This is a genomic window from Alkalilimnicola ehrlichii (assembly GCF_003399765.1).
GTDB lineage: Bacteria > Pseudomonadota > Gammaproteobacteria > Nitrococcales > AK92 > AK92.
In genome coordinates, this window is sequence record NZ_NFZV01000008.1 from 159,972 (window position 1) to 181,402 (window position 21,431).

Annotated in this window: 13 protein-coding genes and 1 pseudogene; 11 read left to right on the forward strand and 3 right to left on the reverse strand. The window is 59.6% G+C overall.

Features of this window, described 5'->3' with window-relative positions; all coding sequences use genetic code 11:
• Positions 1-16: 16 nt before the first annotated feature.
• The gene (locus CAI21_RS10080; RefSeq protein ID WP_181919361.1) at positions 17-6,463 is read right to left on the reverse strand and encodes an EAL domain-containing protein; all 6,447 of its coding nucleotides are present in this window, start codon (positions 6,461-6,463) and stop codon (positions 17-19) included.
• A 220-nt stretch (positions 6,464-6,683) separates the two neighbouring features.
• Here CAI21_RS10080 and CAI21_RS10085 point away from each other — a divergent pair, with 220 nt between their 5' ends.
• The 11 genes and pseudogenes from CAI21_RS10085 to CAI21_RS10135 all read left to right on the forward strand — a co-directional run bounded on the left by CAI21_RS10085 (position 6,684) and on the right by CAI21_RS10135 (position 18,915).
• Positions 6,684-7,349, forward strand: coding sequence for a TVP38/TMEM64 family protein (locus tag CAI21_RS10085; protein WP_181919362.1), 666 nt, complete (start codon positions 6,684-6,686; stop codon positions 7,347-7,349).
• Complete coding sequence (locus CAI21_RS10090) at positions 7,346-8,107, forward strand: SDR family NAD(P)-dependent oxidoreductase (RefSeq protein ID WP_116302167.1); 762 nt, start codon at positions 7,346-7,348, stop codon at positions 8,105-8,107. The genes CAI21_RS10085 and CAI21_RS10090 overlap by 4 nt, the downstream gene beginning before the upstream one ends.
• Position 8,108: 1 nt before the next feature.
• Complete coding sequence (locus CAI21_RS10095) at positions 8,109-8,531, forward strand: DUF2141 domain-containing protein (RefSeq protein ID WP_181919363.1); 423 nt, start codon at positions 8,109-8,111, stop codon at positions 8,529-8,531.
• 75 nt (positions 8,532-8,606) lie between these two features.
• Positions 8,607-9,194 (forward strand): Crp/Fnr family transcriptional regulator, encoded by a 588-nt coding sequence (locus CAI21_RS10100; RefSeq protein ID WP_181919364.1) that lies wholly within the window; start codon positions 8,607-8,609, stop codon positions 9,192-9,194.
• Positions 9,195-9,534: 340 nt separating this feature from the next.
• On the forward strand, positions 9,535-9,795 hold the full coding sequence (locus CAI21_RS10105) for an acyl carrier protein (RefSeq protein ID WP_116302170.1): 261 nt from the start codon (positions 9,535-9,537) through the stop codon (positions 9,793-9,795).
• 53 nt (positions 9,796-9,848) lie between these two features.
• The gene (locus tag CAI21_RS10110) at positions 9,849-10,448 is read left to right on the forward strand and encodes a gluconate 2-dehydrogenase subunit 3 family protein (protein WP_116302171.1); all 600 of its coding nucleotides are present in this window, start codon (positions 9,849-9,851) and stop codon (positions 10,446-10,448) included.
• Between the two features lie 57 nt (positions 10,449-10,505).
• Positions 10,506-12,143, forward strand: a complete 1,638-nt coding sequence (locus CAI21_RS10115) for a GMC oxidoreductase (protein ID WP_116302172.1) — start codon at positions 10,506-10,508, stop codon at positions 12,141-12,143.
• A gap of 219 nt (positions 12,144-12,362) precedes the next feature.
• The gene (locus CAI21_RS10120; protein ID WP_116302173.1) at positions 12,363-13,118 is read left to right on the forward strand and encodes an SDR family oxidoreductase; all 756 of its coding nucleotides are present in this window, start codon (positions 12,363-12,365) and stop codon (positions 13,116-13,118) included.
• A gap of 222 nt (positions 13,119-13,340) precedes the next feature.
• Positions 13,341-15,725, forward strand: a pseudogene (locus tag CAI21_RS10125) (phosphoketolase family protein).
• A 38-nt stretch (positions 15,726-15,763) separates the two neighbouring features.
• Positions 15,764-17,173: an MBL fold metallo-hydrolase RNA specificity domain-containing protein gene (locus CAI21_RS10130; protein ID WP_116302174.1), complete on the forward strand. Its 1,410-nt coding sequence runs from the start codon at positions 15,764-15,766 to the stop codon at positions 17,171-17,173.
• Between the two features lie 95 nt (positions 17,174-17,268).
• On the forward strand, positions 17,269-18,915 hold the full coding sequence (locus CAI21_RS10135) for a Na/Pi cotransporter family protein (RefSeq protein ID WP_116302175.1): 1,647 nt from the start codon (positions 17,269-17,271) through the stop codon (positions 18,913-18,915).
• Here the strand turns inward: CAI21_RS10135 and CAI21_RS23160 are convergent.
• Together CAI21_RS23160 and CAI21_RS10145 are read right to left on the reverse strand one after the other, a co-directional pair.
• Positions 18,840-20,450 carry a methyl-accepting chemotaxis protein gene (locus tag CAI21_RS23160; RefSeq protein ID WP_116302176.1) on the reverse strand — a complete coding sequence of 537 codons (1,611 nt, stop codon included), beginning with the start codon at positions 20,448-20,450 and terminating at the stop codon, positions 18,840-18,842. The genes CAI21_RS10135 and CAI21_RS23160 overlap by 76 nt on opposite strands.
• The gene (locus CAI21_RS10145) at positions 20,360-21,241 is read right to left on the reverse strand and encodes a hypothetical protein (RefSeq protein WP_116302177.1); all 882 of its coding nucleotides are present in this window, start codon (positions 21,239-21,241) and stop codon (positions 20,360-20,362) included. Before CAI21_RS10145 ends, CAI21_RS23160 begins: the two co-directional genes overlap by 91 nt.
• Positions 21,242-21,431 lie beyond the last annotated feature (190 nt).

The window sequence follows — 21,431 nt, forward strand, 5'->3', positions numbered from 1 at the left end:
CTTCTGCGGCACCCTGCTAATGATCAGCCTGAACGGGCAAGCAAATCCGCAAACTCATGCGCCGGTAGCGGGCGCGCGAAGTAATACCCTTGCATGGAGTCGCAATGCTCCGCCTGCAAAAAGCCTCGTGGTCGGCACTCTCAACGCCCTCGGCGATTACCTGCAAACGTAAGCTATGGCCAAGGCGGATAATGCTACGCGTAATGGTCGCATCGTCGGGGTCGTCGACAATATCGCGAATGAAAGATTGGTCGATTTTGAGCTTGTCGATGGGAAAGCGCTTCAAATAAGCCAACGAAGAATAACCGGTCCCGAAATCGTCGATTGAGAAGCTCAGCCCTTCTTTTTTTAAGGTTTGTAGCGTCGATGCCGTCGCTTCGACGTCTTCCATGACCGTCCGCTCGGTTAGTTCGATCTCCAGCCATCGGGAGGTGAGCTCCGACTGCCGCAGTATGCCGATAACGGATTGAGTGAATCCCGGCCTGCGGAAATGCTCGGCCGCTAAGTTTACGGCGACGGTAATAGGGGGGAGGCCGGCTTGCTGCCAGGCACGGTTTTGCCGACACGCCGTTCGCAACGCCCACTCGCCAAGCTCGACAATCTGGCCGGTCTCTTCCGCTAGCGGGATAAAGCGACCGGGCAGCATCAGCCCTCTCTCGGGATGATGCCATCGCATCAGGGCTTCCGCTCCCACAATCCGACCCGTCAGAGCATCGACTTGCGGTTGATAGTAAAGCGCCAGCTCCTCGCGTTGTAATGCGTGCCGCAGCGCACCTTCAATAAACAATCGCTCGTACGCTTGGGTATTCAGATCTTCAGTAAAAAACTGATGACTCTTCCGCCCTCGCCTTTTGGCGTGATACATAGCGGCATCGGCGTGCTTGATTAAAGCATCCGGATTATCTCCGTCTTCGGGGTATAAGCTAATGCCGATACTGGTCGAGAGACGGATATCGTGGCCTTCGAGCAAGAAAGGATGCCGAAAGGCCCGTTGGATTTTTTCCGCAGCATGCACGGCATCGGCGGGCTCGCGAATCTCGGGCAGAACCACAATGAACTCGTCGCCACCAGGCCTCGACATGGTATCTTCGCTTCGAATTTGGCCCTGCAAGCGCTTAGTCACCGCCTGCAGCAGGCGATCTCCCGCCGCGTGGCCAAGCGAATCGTTAACGTATTTGAAACGATCCAGATCCAAAAACAAGACGGCAACCCGCTGCTGATTACGCTCGGCCATCGCCAGCGCTAACTGCAAACGCTCCCGCAACAGAGCGCGGTTCGGCAAGCGAGTCAAAGGATCGTAATAGGCAAGAAACCGGATGCGCTCCTCGGCCGCTTTGCGCTCCGACAGGTCGGAAGCAATCGCAACGTAATGCGTTAATCGCTCATGTCGATCGCGCACGGCATTTAACGTAAGCCATATCGGAAAACGCTCTCCGCTTTTACGCCACCCAACGGCTTCTCCTTGCCAGAGGCCCTGCCGATGCCGTTCACTGCGCAGCCAGTCCTTTAGACTGTCGTCTTCCAGCTTGAGCAGCTCCGAATCGCGGCCGATTACCTCGTCCGGGGTGTAGCCGGTAAGCTCGCGGAATGCCCTGTTGACTAATACGGTGCGCCTCTTGGCATCGGTAATGGCGATCGCCTCGGTGCTGCTCTCGAATACTTTCGCCGCCAGGCGGAGCTGCTCTTCATCCTGTTTACGCTGGGTAATATCCTGCGATAAAGCCATCCCTAACGCGACTTGCCCTTCGGCGTCGCGAATAGGTAATGCGTGCATCTGATAGATTCGCTCTCCGACAGCGATTTCGCTATTCGCTTCCTCTCCCTCCAAAGCAACCTTAAACAAACCGGTGAGTCGTTTGCTTACATCCGGTGCAAACAGCTCTTCCGGCAGCCGGCCCTTCATACCACCGCTGTCCAAACCGGCATAAATTAAGGCACGCCCTTCGGCCAGCATGAACCGACAATCGCGATCGAATAAGAACACGCCCCCGTGGGGAAAGTTTTTCGCCAGTGTAGAATACAGCTCTTGGTTGCGCTCTAACGCCTCCACCAAGGCGCTATTCTCTAAAGAAATAGCCAACTGCGCGGTGAGGTGTTTAATAGGCTCGAGGCGAGCTTGCGTAAACGCATAGGAGGTTATGTTGTTTTCCAGATAAAGGACGCCAACAAGCTTACCTTGCCGACTTACCGGCACACAGAGTACCGAGCGTATACGCCGCTCGCGTACTACCGGATCGTCGGCAAACAGTTCGCTGCGGCGGGCATCGGTCAACACAACGGCCTCATTGCTGCGACGGACAAATTCCAACACCCGTTGCGGCAAATCGGTGCGCAAACGAACAGGCTCTTCCGTTAAGGTAACCTCGCCTTCTCTGCCTGGCCCATACGCACGCAACCGCAAGCCATCCTCATGCTCGAGCAGCAAATAGGCCCGCTCTGCACCGGCAATTTTGAAGATAATCTGCAATAAGGTTTGCAACAGATCGGGCAAGGCCAATTGCTCGGAGAGCGCTTGGCTGGCCTTAAGCAAACCCGCGATATCGACATCGCGACTGATGGTAATACCGGTTCTCGTGGTCGAGGCCGCATCTCCGGCTAGCGGCTCTAGCAGCTGAGAATAGACGGTTTCCAGTTGCTGCGATTTCGCCGTCGCACCCCATTGGCGGTACCCCTCATAGGCCGCTTGCAGGTGCACAGAGGCGTAGCGCCACTGTTCATGCTCGCAGAAAAACTGACCGGCAAATTCGTTAGCGATCGCATAATCAGCGATGCTCTCCTGCGCGCGCGCGCGCTCGGCGGCTTTGACATAGCCTCGCACCGCTTGCCAGGCCTGTCCCTTGAGCCGAGCAAGCTCGGCTTCAAGTAGCAATCGCCGGTGGTAAAAGTTCTCTGGGCAACCACGCGCATAATCGGCCAGTGCCTGTAGATGCGTATCGACCTTCTCTATCGCGCTCCTCGCCGCTGCTTGGTTGCGCTTTCGGCAACTGCCGGTAATGGCTAATCCGGCGTAAAAGTGAAAATCCGCTAACGGAATTAATCCGATAATATGCGAGAGCCGTTCGGTGGCGGCCATGGCGGCAGCGCGAGCAGACGGGTAATCGCCAAGTATCACTGCGCACTGAAGAGCGAGCACATCTATCGTGTAGGAGCCGCTTATGTCGGTCTCGTTGCCGGCCTGCCGCTCGGCTGACACAGCCCCAAGCTCGGCCGCTCCTTGCAGAACCTGCACATGACGAAGCACCCCTTCTTGCACGGTCAAGACGGCTTTATTTCCCGCCTTGCGGGCAAGGCGTCGGCATTCTTCCGCATCCCGCCGCAAACGCTTGAGCGAGCTTCCCATACTGACGCGCGCCAACAATTGCCCCATCTTTGCGTAGGCGGCAAATTGGAGTTCGCCGGCTTCTACGCCAACCCGAACAGCCTCCTGCAACAATGGAATGTTCGTCGCCAGTGGCTTACGCCAGTGATTAACGTGATTACCGAAAATACAAAGTGCGCGACACAGCTGAGGCGGGCTCGCGTAACGGCGGGCTAATTTAATGCCTAGCTCTCCCTGCTCGTAAGCACCGGCATAATCGCCCGTTATCGAACCGTAGATGGTGGCAAACCCTACAAAGCCTTCGCCGCTATACTGCGAGTGGCCATACCGCAGCGTCAGCTCTACGATCTTGCCGGAGATGATGCCCGTCAATTCGCCGCCGCTAATAAATGCCGGCGCCCCCAGATTGGCTAAGACCTCCGAGGCCTCGCGGATCTCGGGCGGTGCCTCAGCTTCTGCCGAAAGCACGGTTTCCGACGTACGGTTTTCCAACAGTTGCGTCACTTTTTCGATTTGGGCCCGCGTTGCCTGTTGGATCGCATCGCGCGATAACCGTATACCGTAAGCCAGGAGAAGCTCGGCCCCAAGTTCCAGCGCTTTCGAATATTCGCCCGCCAAGGTAGCCGCGACGATGCGGACATTGCCCAGTTCCGTGCGCTGAGTACGCTCTTGGGTATGCGCGAGAGCGGTGACCGAGAAACGCTCTGCTAACATGGGATCGCCGGTTAAATTGGCACATTCGGCGCACTCCCGGGACAGCGCGAACATTACATCGCGATACTCGATCCAGGCCCGATCGCCGGCCGGTAAACATTGCAGGCCGGCAGCGAAATAAGCCGAAGCATGCTCATATGCGGTGGCCGCCTTGGCTGCGCGACCAACCCGTAAATTAAGCTCCGCTAGCCGTAAGCGTTCTTCCGACCCGGCTATCGCCGCGCGCGCCTGATTAAGATGATCGGCGGCCTTAAACAATGCTTCTTGATCGTTCTGCTGCCATAACAAGCGGCCAATCGTCAGGTGCATCAACGGCCTTTCGCGTACGGGAAGCTGCTCGTAAGTAGCCTCGCGAATGCGATCGTGGGCAAACCGATAGGCCGCGCTCACGTCCCCAAGCTCTCCGGCCTTCCCGTGTAACGACACCCGGTACGCTTGTCCGAGCGGGCGCAACAGGCCAAGCCGCAGAGCCGGCCATAATTGCCTTGCCGTTTCCGTCGCCGGCTGGCCGACACACGCAGCAATTAACGACAACTCGGCACGATCGCCAATACATGCTGCTAACGACAGCAAACGCTGAGTTTCCCGCGGCAAACGGCGGATTGCCGGTAACAAGGTCTCAGCCCCTGCCTGCGTAAGCGACTGCGCCGCAACGGTAGCAAGCTCCCACTCCCAACGCTTTTGCTTGCGATCAAACCAAATAACGCCTTTTTCCGTTAGCTCTTGAAGCAGTTGCCGCAACACCAGCGGGTTACCACCGCTTTTGAAGCGTAATATTTCGCCTAAGTGACGGACCGTACTTAATGGACGCCCCAAAGCCTCATGCAGCAGTTCGCTAACATCGGCTTTCGTTAACCGAGCAAGCTCGATGCGACAATCGACAACGTCTGCCTCCTCCAGGGTCTTCAGCGCTGACGCGAACGCATCCGTCGCACCTGCGTCACTGTCTCGATAGGCCGCAACGACCGATAAAGCGGCTACGTCTAACTCAAGTAAAATTCGTTCGAGCAACCGCAAGGACTCCGTATCGGCCCATTGCAGGTCATCGAGAAACAGAAGCAACGGATGATCGGCGGTGGCACAGGCTTGGACAAAAGCGAGCAAAACCTCCGTAAAACGATTACGCGCCTGAGCCGGAGGTAACGCCGGCACCGGCGGTTGGTGGCCGAGTATCGCTTCCAAGGAGGGGATCAGCTCGGTCAACAGGCGACCGTTAGCTCCTATCGCCGCCGTGAGCTGTCGGCGCCACCGATCGAGGTTAGCTTCAGGCATCATCAACAGCTGGCGGCCAAGCCCGTCCAGTGCCTCTATCAAACATGCAAATGGCTGTGCCCGCTGCAACGGATCGAATTTACTCGACAGAAAATAGCCGTGCCGCGTTAACACCTCCGGCTGTAGATGTTCGACTAGGGAAGATTTACCGATGCCTGCCGGCCCCTTTATCAAAACGAGCTTCGTGGACCCGGAGCAGGCCTCCGCGAAAACACGTTTGAGCTGATTCAGCTCCGCCTTCCGGCCATAGAGCTTGTCCGAGAGATAGATCGTCTCGCGGACATCGCCACGACCCAACGGAAAAACCGCAACCTCCCTCTTGTCACGCCACTGGGCAGCGATTTCGGCGAGATCTTCCCGCAGTACGCGCGTTGTTTGATATCTTGCCTCGGGGTCTTTCTCAAGCAACTTCAAACACAAGGCCGACAATAGCTCAGGCACCTCGCCGTTCAGCTCATGGGGCGGCACCGGCCGTTGCGCAAGGTGGGAATACACTAAGTCTAAGCTGTGCTCCTCGCCGAAAGGCGGTTTCCCGGTAAGCATGTGGTAGAGGGTTGCGCCTAAGGAATACAAATCGGTTCGATAATCCACCCGATGACCGGTGCGGCCGGTTTGCTCCGGGGAGATATACGGCAAGGTTCCGACGGTATCGAGCAAGTCTTCGCTTCTGGCACTCAGACTTTCGAGGCCGGTACCCATTTCGAAATCGATCAACGTCAGGTAGCGCGACGTGGCATCGAGCACAAAATTGGCCGGGTTAAGATCGCGGTGTATCAGACGGTGGCGGGACAGCGCATCGACTGAGGCCACCAATTGAGGTGCCAGGGAGAAAAAGGCTGTCAACGACAACGGCGTATCGTCGAGCTTCTGCTGTAAATTGTACGGCCCGGCGTCTTGCAGCAGTAAGGCAAGGCCGCCCGTAAACTCCTGTAGATCGATAGCACGTATTAGATGAGGCTCTTCAATTCCTTGTAGTAGCTCGAATTCATGGCGCAGCGCCAAGGCAACGTCGGCGGAAACAGGATTCCCGACGCTCGCTTTAACAATAATGCTTTTTTGTTGGTCGCAAACCGAATAAGCGCGATGCAGCGTATGGCGGGGGTTCCTATGGATACGCTCGCCTAGTCGGTAGCCAGCCTGACGAAGACTGACTGTCAACGGTGTTCTCGGCCCTGTAGGTAACATCCCGTACCTGAAGAAGACAAAGGCGGTTAGGCATTATTCCAACATGCGGTTTGCCTCTCGGCCAGCAAAGGTCGCCACCCCACATAGCCGCAGCCACACCTCAGCTCCGCCGATTTTCATTAACCCTGTTTAATGCGCCGCCTAAGCCCAGGCTCTATCTTGCATAAACACAAGAATGTCTTGGAGACTCTGCATGAAGACCACCCTCGTCTTCGCCTTTCTGCTGGCCCTACTATTCACGGGCTTAGCCGCAATTAACGTTTCCATCGGCTTTCTCAGCCCCGACCACGTCCGGGCAACGCTCGATGCCCTCATGCAAAGCCCGGTTCTGTTAGGGCTGGCAATCTTCCTGGTACTTGCCGTCGATAGTCTTTTGGCGGTCCCGACCATCACTACCATTGTACTGGCCGGTTATTTACTTGGGCCTTTTTGGGGTGGCTTAGTCGCTTCTCTTGGCGTGCTTACGGCCGGATCGATTTGCTATTGGGGCGCTCGCTGCTTCGGCGAAACGCGGTTCGTTCCCGCTCGGCATCGGGCTCGCGTCATCGAAACCGTCGGCTCGGTCGGGCCGGCACCGCTCATGCTGTCTCGGATATCCCCCCTACTGCCGGAAGTGCTATCGGCGCTTGCCGGTACCGGCCGCATGTCGGCGAAGCGCTATTACCTGTACTTTGCGATCGGCAACGTGCCGTTCTCATTCCTCGCCGCCTGGGCCGGCAGTATCAGCTCGCTGGAGCGGCCGTGGCCGGCGCTAGCGGTCGGCGTCGGGCTGCCGACATTAGGCGCTACCTACCTCATCTACCGCCGTTTCGCCGGCAAACGGCGCGCGGCCTTCGCCCAGCAGGAGAACACGCCATGAGCACATCGTCCTCTACGGTCCTCATTACCGGCGGCACCTCCGGCATCGGGAGAGCGCTGGTCGAGCTTTATCTCGCCGATGGTTGGCGGGTTATCACCTGCGCCCGTTCCATCGACGCATTAACGGCGCTTGAGCGGCAATTCTCCGGTGTCATCGGCATCCCCTGCGATCTTGCCGATCGGGAAGAACGTAGAGCCCTACTACACCATGTCAGAGAGAGCACCGATCAACTCCAGGGCTTGATCAATAACGCCGGCATACAGATGAGCTACCCCTATGAGGCAGGCACCGGGCATACGCTCGATATCGAGCAGGAAATTGCCATCAATCTCACCGCGCCCATCGACTTAGGGCATCTTTTCGGGTCGCTATTGGCGAAACAACGAGGATTTATCGCCAACATCACCTCCGCCCTTGCCTATATCCCAAAAGGGCGTTCGCCCCTATACGCCGGCACCAAAGCCGGGCTTTCGCTCTATACTCGCTCGATCAGGTTCCAGCATCCCGGCGTTCGTTTCGTTGAGATCGTTATGCCGCTGGTCGATACCCCGCTAGCCGCGGAGCGAGGGCGTGACAAATTAAGCCCCATAGAAGCGGCAAAACAGGCGCAGGCAGGCATCGCCTCCGGCCGCGAAACCGTCTGGGTCGGCAAAACAAAGTTCATCCCTTTCCTCAACCGCTTCATCCCGCACACCCTAACCCGGCTCATAAACAAAGCCGATAGCGCCAATGTTCGCACCCAGCGTAAGGAGGCTTGAGATGGGCCGCGTCACACTCCTACTAGCCTTATTACTCTTTTCGCAGCTCACTGCCGCATTGACGATAGAGGTGACGGGACTGCGCAACGACGAAGGCGACGTCATCGTCATGGTGTTTACCGAGGCCCATGATGGCAGCTATCCAACGCAGTACGAAAAAGCCGTACAGGCCCAAAGCAAACCGGCCCAGGCGGGGCTCCGCTTTCGCTTTCCCGACCTTCCCAGCGGGCGTTACGCCGTCCGCGTTCATCACGATGAGAACGGTAACGGCAAATTAGATAAAAGGCTCGGGCTTATTCCGCGAGAAGGCCTGGGCTTCAGCAACGGAGCCCGCCCGTCGCGGCTAGGCCCCCCGACTTTTGAAGCCGCCGCCTTCGAGCTAACGACCGAGACTCAGCTACGCATTAATATCGTATATCCTTGACCTGATATTCCGCATAAACTTTCTTGCATAAAGCCATAACTCTAGGTCATGCTACCGGCCATGGACGCCCTCACAATGATACGTTTGGGCCTACAGGAAATAGGCCCCATAACGGACGAAGCATGGAATGCCTTCGAGCCTTTCTTACAAGAAAAGCGGCTCAAGAAAGGGACATTCTTTGCAATGGAAGGTTTACCGGCGCGGGACATTGCCTTCGTCGCCTCCGGAATTTTACGCATGTATTACGTTCGCGAGGACGGACGCGAATTTAACAAGAGCTTTGTCACTGCCGGCGATATCTGCGGCGTTCTCGATGCACTCATTCTCAACCAACCTAGCCGCCTCTATATCGACACCCTGTCTCCCTGCCATCTTTTTACCCTGCCATGGGCATCGCTCGAAGCACTGTTTGACACCTATCCCTGCTGGAGTCGGATCGGCCGACGCTTCGCCTACCTTCTAAGCGTTAAGAAGATGCGCCGCGAAGCATCGTTTTTGCTGGACTCCGCCGAAGAGCGCTATCGCTGCTTCTGCAATGAGTATGGTGGAATTGCCCAGCTAATACCCGACTACCACATCGCCTCTTACCTCGGCATAACTCCAGTGGCCTTGTGCCGGATAAAAAAACGAATTAGTCGCACAGCCAGTTCGCAAACACTGTAAAAGCCTCCTCGCACCCCATCAAATACAATTAATAAATTACTAACAAATAACTCGCCAATATAATAAAATTAATTATTCAGTTAATTCTAAATAATCACTGACAAAATAAACCCAGTATAATGAAATCTCCACAAAGTGCGTTACAAACTGACGCAGTGCGTGGCAAGAGAAAAAATGCGCTTATTGGCATAGCAAGTTACTCATAAGCCACCTCTATTAACGCCTCACCCCGATAGTCAACGACAACGGCTGACACAGATACCGGAAGGACACAAAGACGCAATCGCCTCCAATGAACATAGAAGCGCTCGCCAGGGCGAAAACGACGGAGACCTCACAAATGGATTTGCTGAGCCGACAGGTCGAAGAACTCATTTCCCACGTCTTGGGCCGAACGTTGACGATCTCGCCGGAGAAACGGCTGGCCGAAGATCTCCATTTCGACTCGTTGAAGATGTTCGACTTAATGATGCTGCTCGAAGAAAAATTCGACATCCTCATTCCCGTCGGCGAGATCTACCACATCGAAACGGTGCACGACCTCGTACAAGCCGTAGCCAATCTCGACCCTCAACTCGAACCGACCGATATGCAGGCATAAGGGACGGCCCGGCCTCGGCAAGGCTACTTCATCCATCGACAAGGACAGCCCGCATGACGACAAAACAAGCACCCGCTTCGCCCGTCTGGATGCTCCGCCGCCGGAGCCTCCTACACACTCTTGTCGCCCTCCCCATACTCGCGTCTTCGGCGCCGGTGTTGGCATCCTCGTTAGGCGGTCAACCGAAGCCGCCGTTTACGCGCCTATATCCCTCCGGCAGCAGCAGCCGGCAGCAACCGGCCGTTGATTTTGACGCCGCCGAAATCGCCATCCTGACCCACCTCATCGAAACGATCCTACCCTCCGACGACACACCCGGCGCACGCGAAGCGGGAACGGTCGACTACGTTGTCGAGAACTTGCGCGAGCGCGGCGCCGAAGTCGTCGCAGGCATCAAACAAGGCCTGGCGGCACTCGACCAAATGGCACAAAGGCAATTCGAGGTAGCGTTCGTCGAGCTAGAAGCCGCGCAAGCCAACACGATTCTGCAAATCGTCGCCAGCACTCCCGCACTGGAATCTTTCTGGGGGGCGGTGCGCGGCCTAAGCGTCTCGCATTTTTTGCCACGCCAACCGGCTACGAACCGCTCGGCCTGCCTGGCCCAAGCATCGATTACGGCGGTTTTCCCGACCCCAACGCATTGGATTGCTTGATATAGCCACCGATCGCCACATCGACGCGCGGCAACAAAAACAATAAGGAACGGACCGATGAACGAACATCTACATAGCTTCGATACCAACCTGAGCAGCGGCGAAACCCTAGGCCAAACCCTGCCCGAGACCTGGGACGCCGTCATCGTCGGCGCCGGTGCGGCCGGTGCTGTCTTTGCCCGAGAGCTCACGGCGAAGGGCCTCAAGGTGTTGATGTTGGAGTTCGGAAAGCATTACCAGGATCACGCAAACGAATTCGTCGAAAACGAGCTCGGTGTCTGGGAACATATTTGGGATAACAGCCAATACGAGATAAGCGGCAACGCCTTAACCGGCTCGCCCAACCTCGGCCGAGGCGTCGGCGGCGGCACTTTGGCATGGACATCGGTAAGCCTACCCTTCTTCGAACACGATTTCCGGATGCGCTCGCTCTACGGCCAACCTGCCGGTTCGAGCGTAGAAGACTGGCCGCTTGATTTCGCCGAACTGGAACCGTTCTACTTCAAGGCCGAACAAGATCTTGGCGTCTCCGGAACCGTCATGCCCTGGGAGCGCCCGGACCGACCGCCACGCCCATTCCCTCCCTTCGCCTACTACCGTACCAGCGAGCGGCTCAAAACAGGCATGGACAAGCTACGTATTCGAAGCGCTCCAGGGCCAGTCGCGGTAGCCTCCCGCACGGCAGGTAACCGAACAGCCTGCCTGCACTGCGGCTTCTGCCGCTCCGGATGCCGCATCGACGCCAAATATCAAGCCGACCACACGTTGATCAAAGACGCCCTCGCAACCGGACGGCTGACGATCATCGACAACGCTATGGTCTTCCGCATTAACCAAGGTATCCAGCCCCGAGTCGCTACCGGCGTCAGCTTCGTCGATTTACGCAACGGCAACACCTATAGCGTAAAAAGCCGGTTATTGTTTGTTTGTAACAATCCCTTCGAAATTCCCCGGCTTTTCCTCAACTCCGCCTCGCCGCGCCACCCGAACGGGCTTGGCAACCGCTTCGACAATATGGGCCGCCATCTGCTATCGCACCCCGGCGCCGTAGCCGTCGGCGTCACCGACGAGTGTATGAACGGCAGCATCGGCTACAACATGGGCAACATCGTAACGCTCGATTTCGGTACGCCACGCCCGCGCCAGCGCTACTACAGCGGCTTTGTGCTGGAAGCGATCAACGGCGCCGGTGCCGGCGTCATAGCCGTCGACACCTACGCGCACCTCTTCGGCAGCGAGCTGAAAAACACGCTGCGCACCTATAATCAATCTTTGTTTGTCATCGCCTTCTGCGACGGGCTGCCGGTGCGGGATAATCGCGTCACCGTCGACCCGAACGCGTTGGACGAACACGGCATTCCCAAAGCCAAAATTCACTACGATTGGCACCCCAACGACCTCAAAGTGTTAGGCGCCGCTAAACGCGCGCTCCATCTCATTCTAAAAGCCTCCGGCGCGCATACCGTTCAACTGACCGAAAAACCCTTTGAGGCCCACCCGGGCGGCAGCATGCGCATGGGCCGCTCGCCGCGCACCTCCGTTACCGACCCTTTCGGCAGAGTCCACGAACTCGACAATGTCTACATCGGCGGAGCCGCCTTGTTCGTCACCGGCAGCTCCGTCAACCCGACCCAGACCTTACATGCCTTAGCGCTACGAACGGCCGATCATGTTAAAAGGCGATTTCGGTTATGACCCACGCGCCGCCGGACGCCGTTACGATTAACCGCCTGCCCAGCGGCGAACCCTCCGACAGCGGCCGCCGCATAACGCCCTCTATCGCATCGACTGGCTTACTTAAACCAAGCAACCGCTGCCCGCGCTCACACCTCGACCCAACCGGTGCCGTCGCACGCTCAGGTACAGCGGTCGCCGACCTCATTCGTACTCGTGACAAACACAAGGAGCCAACTCATGAAGCTGCAAAGGCGTAAGGCCTTAGTAACCGGAGCGACCTCAGGCATCGGCTATGCGATTACGGAAAAGCTGCTGGCCAACGGCTGCTCGATCGTTGCCTGCGGTCGCAACGAGGCAGTCCTCCAGCAACTCAAGGACCGACACGGCGACCGGGTCGACACGTTGACCATGGAGCTGACCGACCCGGCAACGCCGCAACAGGTTGCCGAGTACGTCGAAAGAATGCATCCGGATCTCAGCATCCTGATAAACAACGCCGGCATTCAGGTTACGATGGACTTCACGACCGCCTCGTACGACAAACTGCAACCGCTCGTCCTAGAGGAATTGCAGGTCAATGTCGCCGCGCCGATCCTGCTGGCTGCAAGCCTACTGAACACCTTACGAAAGCAAGACCTGGCGATGATCGTTAACATCACGACCGGCTTAGCCCTGTCGCCGAAGAAATCCTCTCCTGTCTACTGCGCGACGAAAGCCGCCTTGCACTCGTTTAGCAAGTCCTTGCGTTATCAGCTCAAAGAGGCGGCGCCGAACGTACACCTGTTGGAGGCCCTTCCACCCCTCGTCGATACCCGGATGGCACAAGGACGCGGCAGCACCACCGGCAAAATATCGCCCGAACATGTCGCCAATGCCGTGGTCAACGCCATCGAGCATGAGCGGGAAGAAACTTATATTGGCAAAGCACAGCTATTACGTGTGATTAACCGCGTAACCCCCAATGTCGCCGAGCGCATTCTCAGTAAATGGTAACCCCCCTTCTCTCGCAGGGGCGCCTTCGTCGCTCCTGCGCCCCCACCCCTGCCCCATCGCGCCAAAGTCGATCGCGTCAGCAACAGCAATCAAAAGAATTCCCACTTGTTGTTATACTGATTTCCAACACTGAACCGAAAGCTTGCGGCAAGCCGTAAAACGCGCAAAGGCGCGAGGAAATCGTTCAGTATTTCCTTAATGAAACCAAGAGATTTCGTAAGCATGACCGACCGCGCCGACACCGTCCGATCCCTTACCCCCGCAATGCTTACTCGCATCGATGCGTACTGGCGTGCCTGCAACTACCTCGCGGCGGGCATGATTTATCTCCAAGACAACCCGTTACTGCGCCAACCGCTCGCGCCGGAACACATCAAACAACGGCTGCTGGGCCACTGGGGGGCAAGCCCTGGGTTGAGCTTCATGTATGTGCATCTTAATCGCCTCATCCGCGAGCACGGGCAAGAAGCGATCTTCCTCGCCGGCCCCGGCCATGGTGCACCCGGCGTTATCGCGCCGGTGTATCTGGAAGGCACGTACTCAGAAATCTACCCCAATATCAGCCAAGACGAGGAAGGCCTCCAGCGGCTGTTCAAGCAATTCTCCTTCCCCGGCGGCATCGGCAGCCATTGCACGCCGGAGCTTCCCGGCTCGATTCACGAGGGCGGCGAACTCGGCTACTCGCTCTCGCACGCCTTCGGCGCGGCCTTCGACAACCCGGACTTGCTAGTCGCCGTCGCCATCGGCGACGGCGAAGCGGAGACCGGCCCCTTAGCAACCGCCTGGCATTCGGCAAAGTTCCTCAACCCGGCACGCGACGGCGCCGTGCTACCGATGCTTCACCTCAACGGCTATAAGATTAATAACCCGACCCTACTGGCCCGCATCCCGCGGGAAGAGCTGGAATCGCTACTGCGCGGCTACGGCTGGGTCCCGCACTTCGTGGAAGGCGACGACCCGCAAACCATGCACCAGACCATGGCTGCCACGCTCGATGCCTGCTGGGCGGAGATCCGCCGCATACAGCGCGATGCCCGGGAAGGCGACGCCCCGGCGCGGCGTGCCCATTGGCCCATGATTGTGTTACGCACGCCAAAGGGCTGGACCGGGCCGGCGGAGGTAGACGGCCGCAAAGTGGAAGGCTATTGGCGCGCGCACCAAGTCCCGCTGAGCACGGTACGGGAGAACCCGAGCCACCTACAGCAGCTCGAAGCCTGGCTGCGCAGCTACCGGCCGGAGGAGCTGTTCGACACCGACGGCCGCCTCGTTGCCGAATTGCGCGAACTCAACCCGAGGGGCTTTGCGCATGGGCACCAGCCCCCACGCCAACGGCGGTTTATTACGCCGCGACTTGCGCCTGCCGGACTTTCGCCGCTATGCGGCCGACGTGGCAGAACCCGGCCGCCACACCGCGCCCAACACCAAACCGCTCGGCTCGATGTTGCGCGATGTCATGCGCCTCAACATGAACAACTTCCGCGTCTTCGGCCCGGACGAAAACACCTCCAACAAGCTGGACAACATCTACGAAGTCAGCAAAAAACTCTGGTTAGCCGACTATTTGCCGGAGGATGCCGACGGCGGCGAGCTCTCCCCCGACGGGCGGGTCATGGAAATGCTGTCCGAGCACACCTTGGAAGGCTGGTACGAAGGCTATGTGCTAACCGGTCGGCACGGCTTTTTCGCCACCTACGAAGCGTTCGTGCACGTCATCGACTCCATGTACAACCAACACGCCAAGTGGTTGGCCATGTGCGAAGAGATCCCCTGGCGAGCACCCATCGCATCGATCAACTTGTTGATCACCTCCACGGTCTGGCGCCAGACCATAACGGGTTCACCCATCAAGACCCGGGCTTTCTCGACGTCGTGGTCAACAAAAACCCCGAGGTCACCCGCATTTATCTGCCGCCGGACGTCAACACGCTGCTCTCCACGGCCAACCATTGCCTGAAAAGCCGTAACGACGTCAACGTCATCGTCTGCGACAAGCAAGCCCACCTACAGTATTTGGACATGGATGCCGCCATCGCCCACTGCACCAAGGGGCTCGGCATCTGGGACTGGGCCAGTAACGATCAAGGCCAGGAGCCGGACCTCGTGATGGTCGGCTGCGGCGACATCCCCACCAAGGAAGCGCTTGCCGCCACCGCCCTATTGCGCGAGCACTTCCCGGCGCTGAAGATTCGCTTTATCAATGTGGTGGACCTATTCCGCCTGCAATCGGCGCACGAACACCCGCACGGCCTCTCCGACCGCGAGTTCGACAGCCTGTTTACCGTGGACCGCCCCATCCTGTTCAACTTCCACGGCTATCCCTGGCTCATCCACCGGCTGGCTTACCGCCGCACCAACCACAGCAACCTCCACGTACGCGGTTATAAGGAGCGCGGCAACATCAACACGCCGTTGGAGCTAGCCATCGAAAACGAGATCGACCGTTTCACGCTGGCCATGGACGCCATCGACCGCATACCGCACCTACGCGTCGCCGGAGCCAGCGTCAGAGAGGCCTTGCGCAACGAGCAAATCGCTTGCCGCAACTACGCGCACACGCACGGCGTCGACCGCCCGGACGTTGCAAACTGGACTTGGCCGGGCCAATAGGCCCGGCCGGCGCACGAACTAAAAGGCATAATTACCGAATGGCTACTTTGCAGTTTCTCGGCGGCGTCGGCGAAGTCACCGGCTCCCGCTACTTGCTGGAATACGAAAGCGACCAGGGCGCGCACGCCATATTACTTGAGTGCGGGCTTCGTCAAGGCGGCCCCGACGCCGAGCGCATCAATACGGAATCGCTGACCGCGCTGGCGGAGAAGATCTCCGCCGTGGTCATATCGCACGGTCATCTCGACCACGCCGGGCTTCTTCCCAAATTGGTTCACGATGGCTTTGGCGGCCCCATCCACTGCGCCGGCGACACCCTCGATCTGCTCGAAATCATGCTCGCCGACGCTGCCTTCGTCATGGCCAAAGACATCGAGTGGAAGAACAAATGGCGCGGCAAATCCGGCAAGCCTCTGCTAGAGCCGCCCTATCTGGCGGAAGATGTCGAGCACACCCTCGCCCAGTGCCGCCCGCACCCGTACGGCGAGCCGGTCGACTTACCCGGCGGGGCAACGCTGGTGTTTCGCGACGCCGGCCACATCTTGGGCTCGGCAATCGTCGAGATCGTGGTCAACAGCGGCGGGCGACGGCGCCACCTGGTCTTCTCCGGCGATTTGGGTAACGACGACTCGGCACTGATGAACGACCCCGAAAAGCTCCCCGGCGCCGACGCTGTCTTGATGGAGAGCACCTACGGCAATCGCAATCACCGCCCCATGGACGAGACGGTAGAAGAATTCGCGCAAGTACTGCAAGACGCTTACGACGCCGGCGGGAATGTGTTGATCCCCGCCTTCGCCGTCGGCCGCACCCAGGAGGTGCTCTACCACCTCAGCCAGCTCTATCACGCCGGCCGGTTGCCGCAACAACTCATCTTCCTCGACAGCCCGATGGCCATTCGCGTCACCGAACTGTACGTACGCAAGCACCGCTCGCTGAACAAGGAAGACATCACCGCGCTCAACAAGCTCGCCCAAGGCGACCCCAGCCGCTATTTGCCTGGGCTGCGCGCAACGCGCACGGTCGAAGAATCCATGGCGATCAATCGCATCCGCAGCGGCGCCATCATCATCGCCGGCTCCGGGATGTGCAACGGCGGGCGCATTCTGCACCACCTACGCTACAACCTCGCCAAATCCGCCACCCATGTGGTTATCGTCGGCTTTCAGGCCGCCGGCACGCTCGGCCGACAACTGGTCGACGGTGCCCGATCCGTCAAAGTGCTTGGCGAAGAGCTGCCGGTTAAAGCCAAAATCCACACCATCGGCGGCTTCTCCGCCCACGCCGGGCAAGCGCAACTCTTAAGCTGGGCCGGCGCCTTTCGCGGGCGGCCGACGTTCTACCTGGTACACGGCGAGCCGGAAGCGCGGGAAGCCTTGCAGATTGCCCTGGCCGAGGCGGGTATCGACGCCGCGACACCGGACTACGGCGAGCGCATCGTGTTATAAGCCCATCTCGTCAATTTTCGGATTTAGCCCATCTCCCCCGGCTCCTGGTCAGGCAGCCGGGGGACGAGCAACAGACAAAGAGTTAACTCGCCAACATGAGCGGCGCGGACATCCTACATTTTGCCGGCGGCATCGGGCTTTTCCTGCTCGGTATGCGCTTGATGAGCGACGGGCTTAAAGTCTCCGCGGGCGACGCGCTACGCAACATACTCGCCACCTGGACGGGCAGCCCGTGGCGCGGGCTGGGCTCGGGGATACTCATCACCTCGCTGGTGCAATCCTCCAGTGCCGTCACCTTTGCCACCGTCGGCTTCGTCAACGCCGGCCTACTCTCCGTCGGCCAAGCGATCACCGTCATCTACGGCGCCAACGTCGGCACCACGCTGACCAGTTGGCTGGTTGCCATCGTCGGCTTCAACGTCAACCTACAGGCACTGGCTCTACCTGCCATCGCCTTCGGGGTGGGCTTACGCCTCACCGGCGGCACGACCCGCCGGGCACCGCTCGGCGACGCGCTGGCCGGCTTCGGCCTGTTTTTTCTCGGCATCGACATCCTGCGTACCGCCTTCCTCGACCTCGGCACCGGCGTCGACCTGGCAAGCTACGCGCTTCCCGGCGTGGCCGGCGTATTAGTCCTGACGCTGGTGGGCGTCATTCTCACCGTACTCATGCAATCGTCCAGTGCCGCCCTGGCCGTCACCCTGACCGCAGCCGCCGGCGGCGCCATTAGCCTGGAAGCAGCCGCGGCCGTCGTTATCGGCGCCAACCTGGGCACCACCTCCACCGCCGCTTTCGCCGCCATTGGCGCCACGCCCAACGCGCGCCGCGTTGCTGCCGCGCATGTCGTGTTCAACGCCATCACCGCCACCCTTGCCCTGCTCACACTCCCCCTGCTGCTATGGTTCGCCGCCGCACTCGGCGGCATTCTGCCGGGGCCGGCCGGCATCGCCACCACGCTGGCGGTCTTCCACACGCTGACCAAACTACTCGGGCTTGCGGTCGTTTGGCCTCTGACCGGCAAACTCGTCGGCTGGCTAGAGCAGCGTTTCCGCGCGCGGGAAGAAGACCTCGCCAAAACCGAATACCTCGACGCCAACGTACTGCAAACGCCCACACTGGCGCTTGAGGCGCTGCGCCTGGAGCTTGCCCGCACCGGCGACCTCGCCTTATCCGTGCTCGAAGAATCCCTGCGCTGGGACGCCCCGAGCATCGACAGCACCCGCCGCGCGCTGAACCAGCGCCTCGACGCTATCGCCACCTACATCAACCGCCTGCACGACACAGGCCTTCCGGACAAACTCCACACCGCCCTACCGCTCGCCCTTCGGGTCGGCCAGTACCAAGCCGATATCACCCGCTGCGCGGAAGAATGCCGCGGCCTGCGCGCCGGCCGCGCGCCGGGCGCCGAAACACCCGCCGTACAGGCAACGCAAGAATGGCGCGAGCGGCTGATCGACGCCATTCCCGAAGCCGCCGTCTGGCGCACCAACAGCGACCTCGGTGCAGCCCGTTTCCAACGCCTGCACGAGAGCTACCAGACGCTCAAGGAGCAACTGCTGCGCGAAGGCAGCCAAGGCCAACTCGGGATCCGCCGCATGGTCAGCCTGCTCGACGAAATCAGCGCCCTACGCCGCGCCCTTGAGCAAATGGAAAAAGGCGCGCACCGCTATCGGCAAATGGTAGGCCTTATCGAAGGGGAGCGCGCCGAAGAAACCGACGCCGCAACGGCGCCCCCTACCTGAAACTGCTGCGCCGCCCGCTCAAGCTCAGCCGCCATACTCTGCTGGTTGCCGGCAATCGTCGCTAACTGCGCCATGGCCTGGTCGGTGCGGTCCGCCTCCGTCAGCACTTGGCTCAAGCGGGCTCGGATCGCTTCCGTTTGGCTATGCTGACACTCCGTCGCTTCGGCCACCCGAGTACTCGTCGTGCGGATCGTCGCTACCGCATCCTCAATCGCCGCGAGCGCGGCAACCGCCTCGTCCGCCTGCGCCACACATCGGTCCGCCCCCTCATGCTCCTTAGCAATGGCGCCGGCCACCTCATGCATACTCGTTTGCAAGCGCTGCACCATCGTCTGGATGCTACACGTCGCCCGCTCCGTACCTCCGGCAAGCGCGCGCACCTCATCGGCAACCACGGCAAACCCCCGCCCCTGCTCGCCCGCCCGCGCCGCCTCGATGGCGGCATTGAGCGCTAACAAATTCGTTTGCTCGGCCACGCCGCGAATGGTCGCTAACACCGTGTCGATATCCGCAACCGCCGACTGCAACGCCGCAACGCTCTGCCCCGACGCCGAGATCTGACCGGCCAACTGCTCCATTAAACGGGCCACATCGCCGACCTGCCGCCGCCCGCCTTCGGCAAGCGCCGCCGCCGAATTCCCCGCCCGAGCGGCCGCAGCCATATCCTGCGCGATGCGGCCCGTCGCCTCGGCCACCTCGTCGGTCGTCTGCCCAAGCTCGCCCAACGAGCTTCGCTGCTCGTGGACGGACATACGGCATTGCTCGCCGATAACGGCATTGTTAGCGGCACTATCGGCCACCCGGTGGGCCATTCCGCCGATCCTGCCGATGAGCGCCTCCAAAACCTGAAACAGCTCATCCAGCGCCAAGCCGATCATGCCGACCTCGTCGCGCCTGCCGCTACCGAAGCGATGCCGCAAATCGCGCGCTTTCGCCGCCGTATGAATCGCCAGCGCCAACTCCCGCAACGGCCGGCCGATAAAGCTCGCCAAGCGCAGAGACGCAAACAGCGCCAGCGCGCTAACCAAGGCGACCGCCACCGCCACACTGAGCATGACCTCGCGTCGCAACTCGCGTAGCGGCCCGTAGACTTCCTCCGGCGCTTGCTGGGTAATCAAGGCAAACCGATGCTGGCCCAGCTCCAGCGGCGTCCAGGCCGTTAACATCGGCCGCCCCAGGTAATCGTCGACGACGCCCATACCCGCCTCGCCGCCCAGCGCCGCTTCCACCGCGGCTGTCGACACGCGCAACCGGCCGCTGATCGACTGCTGTGGGTCCAGAGCGCGCAATACGGAAACCGCAGGGCTTTGTTCGATAGCGGAAACGAAAGCCTCCGGTGCCGTCAGACTCGGCCGCAGCGCCGTTATCAACCGCCCATCCTCGGCAACCAGAAACGCCTCGCCCGTCGCTCCCAGCCCTGCTCCCAACCAATCCTGATTGTCTGTCATGATGGCGGTAAAGCGCTCGGCCGGCACCTCGGCAACCAAAAACCCAAGCGGCCGCTCCGGGCTATGCGCCGCGTGCGCCACCGGCACGCCGAAAAAACGACTTCCTGATTAAAACGCGCCGGATAGCTGGAAAAACGAGACAAACGAAACGCATCCAGCTCCGCGTCGGCGGCCAACCCTGCCACCAACTCCGCCAAGGCCGTATTCCGAAACGGCCCCTCGAACAGCGAAGTCGCGAACACCGGACCTTTCGTCACCGAGTACATAACCGCCCCGCTCTCGGCATCGATCAACATGAGATCGTTAAAGCCAAAGCGCTCGGCGATCCGGCGGAGGCTAGCGTGATAACGTCGATGCTGCTGACCGTAGATAGTCGCATCGGCGCGATTGCTGAGGTCGGCTAAGTGCTCGACGGAGTGCGGGTTATCCTGCATGTAGTAGCGCTGCAATAACAACGCTTCATGAGACATCTGCCCCAGCCATTGCTCAATCGGGGCCTCATACCCTCCGCTTTGGCGCCTAAACACCGGCGCGTACGCGCTGACATACCAAGCAGCCAACTCCTCGCGCAGGGTTGCGGTCGGTACGATAGGCACTTCATAGCGATAGGAAGCGTACGGCCGGACGAACGCATACACGGCCTCCTCCACCATCCGGCTACCGGCCAACGCAACCAACAAATCCTCCGCCGCTTGCACCTCGCTGGCCAGGCGCTGCTCGCGGCCGTTAGCTATCGCCGCAAAACGCTGCTCGATCGGGTGCTCCAGGATCTCGGTGCCGCCCTGTATGGCCAAAATAGCTGTCGTACCTGCCGACAGCAGTACCGCCAGTGCCGTCAGCAAGGTTGCTCCGAGCATGAGCTTGGTTTTTATCGTCATTAGTTATGAAACTCTAATAGACATTCCCGATCGCGGACCTTACGCAAACGAAGTGACAGCTCCATGACACCCGAAACCTGCCCTTTGGCATCGGATTTGACGTAGGCTTATATTGATAGGATGAAAAAGCGCACGCAGATGCTCCGGTATCCGGACGGATCTGCTTTACTCGCACCCCTATCGTCCGCCC

Bases quoted from the DNA above. Each gene is read 5' to 3' on its own strand.
- CAI21_RS10085 (WP_181919362.1), top strand. From the start codon at position 6,684: ATGAAGACCACCCTCGTCTTCGCCTTTCTGCTGGCCCTACTATTCACG.
- CAI21_RS10090 (WP_116302167.1), top strand. From the start codon at position 7,346: ATGAGCACATCGTCCTCTACGGTCCTCATTACCGGCGGCACCTCCGGC.
- CAI21_RS10095 (WP_181919363.1), top strand. From the start codon at position 8,109: ATGGGCCGCGTCACACTCCTACTAGCCTTATTACTCTTTTCGCAGCTC.
- CAI21_RS10100 (WP_181919364.1), top strand. From the start codon at position 8,607: ATGATACGTTTGGGCCTACAGGAAATAGGCCCCATAACGGACGAAGCA.
- CAI21_RS10105 (WP_116302170.1), top strand. From the start codon at position 9,535: ATGGATTTGCTGAGCCGACAGGTCGAAGAACTCATTTCCCACGTCTTG.
- CAI21_RS10110 (WP_116302171.1), top strand. From the start codon at position 9,849: ATGACGACAAAACAAGCACCCGCTTCGCCCGTCTGGATGCTCCGCCGC.
- CAI21_RS10115 (WP_116302172.1), top strand. From the start codon at position 10,506: ATGAACGAACATCTACATAGCTTCGATACCAACCTGAGCAGCGGCGAA.
- CAI21_RS10120 (WP_116302173.1), top strand. From the start codon at position 12,363: ATGAAGCTGCAAAGGCGTAAGGCCTTAGTAACCGGAGCGACCTCAGGC.
- CAI21_RS10130 (WP_116302174.1), top strand. From the start codon at position 15,764: ATGGCTACTTTGCAGTTTCTCGGCGGCGTCGGCGAAGTCACCGGCTCC.
- CAI21_RS10135 (WP_116302175.1), top strand. From the start codon at position 17,269: ATGAGCGGCGCGGACATCCTACATTTTGCCGGCGGCATCGGGCTTTTC.
- CAI21_RS10145 (WP_116302177.1), bottom strand. From the start codon at position 21,241: ATGACGATAAAAACCAAGCTCATGCTCGGAGCAACCTTGCTGACGGCA.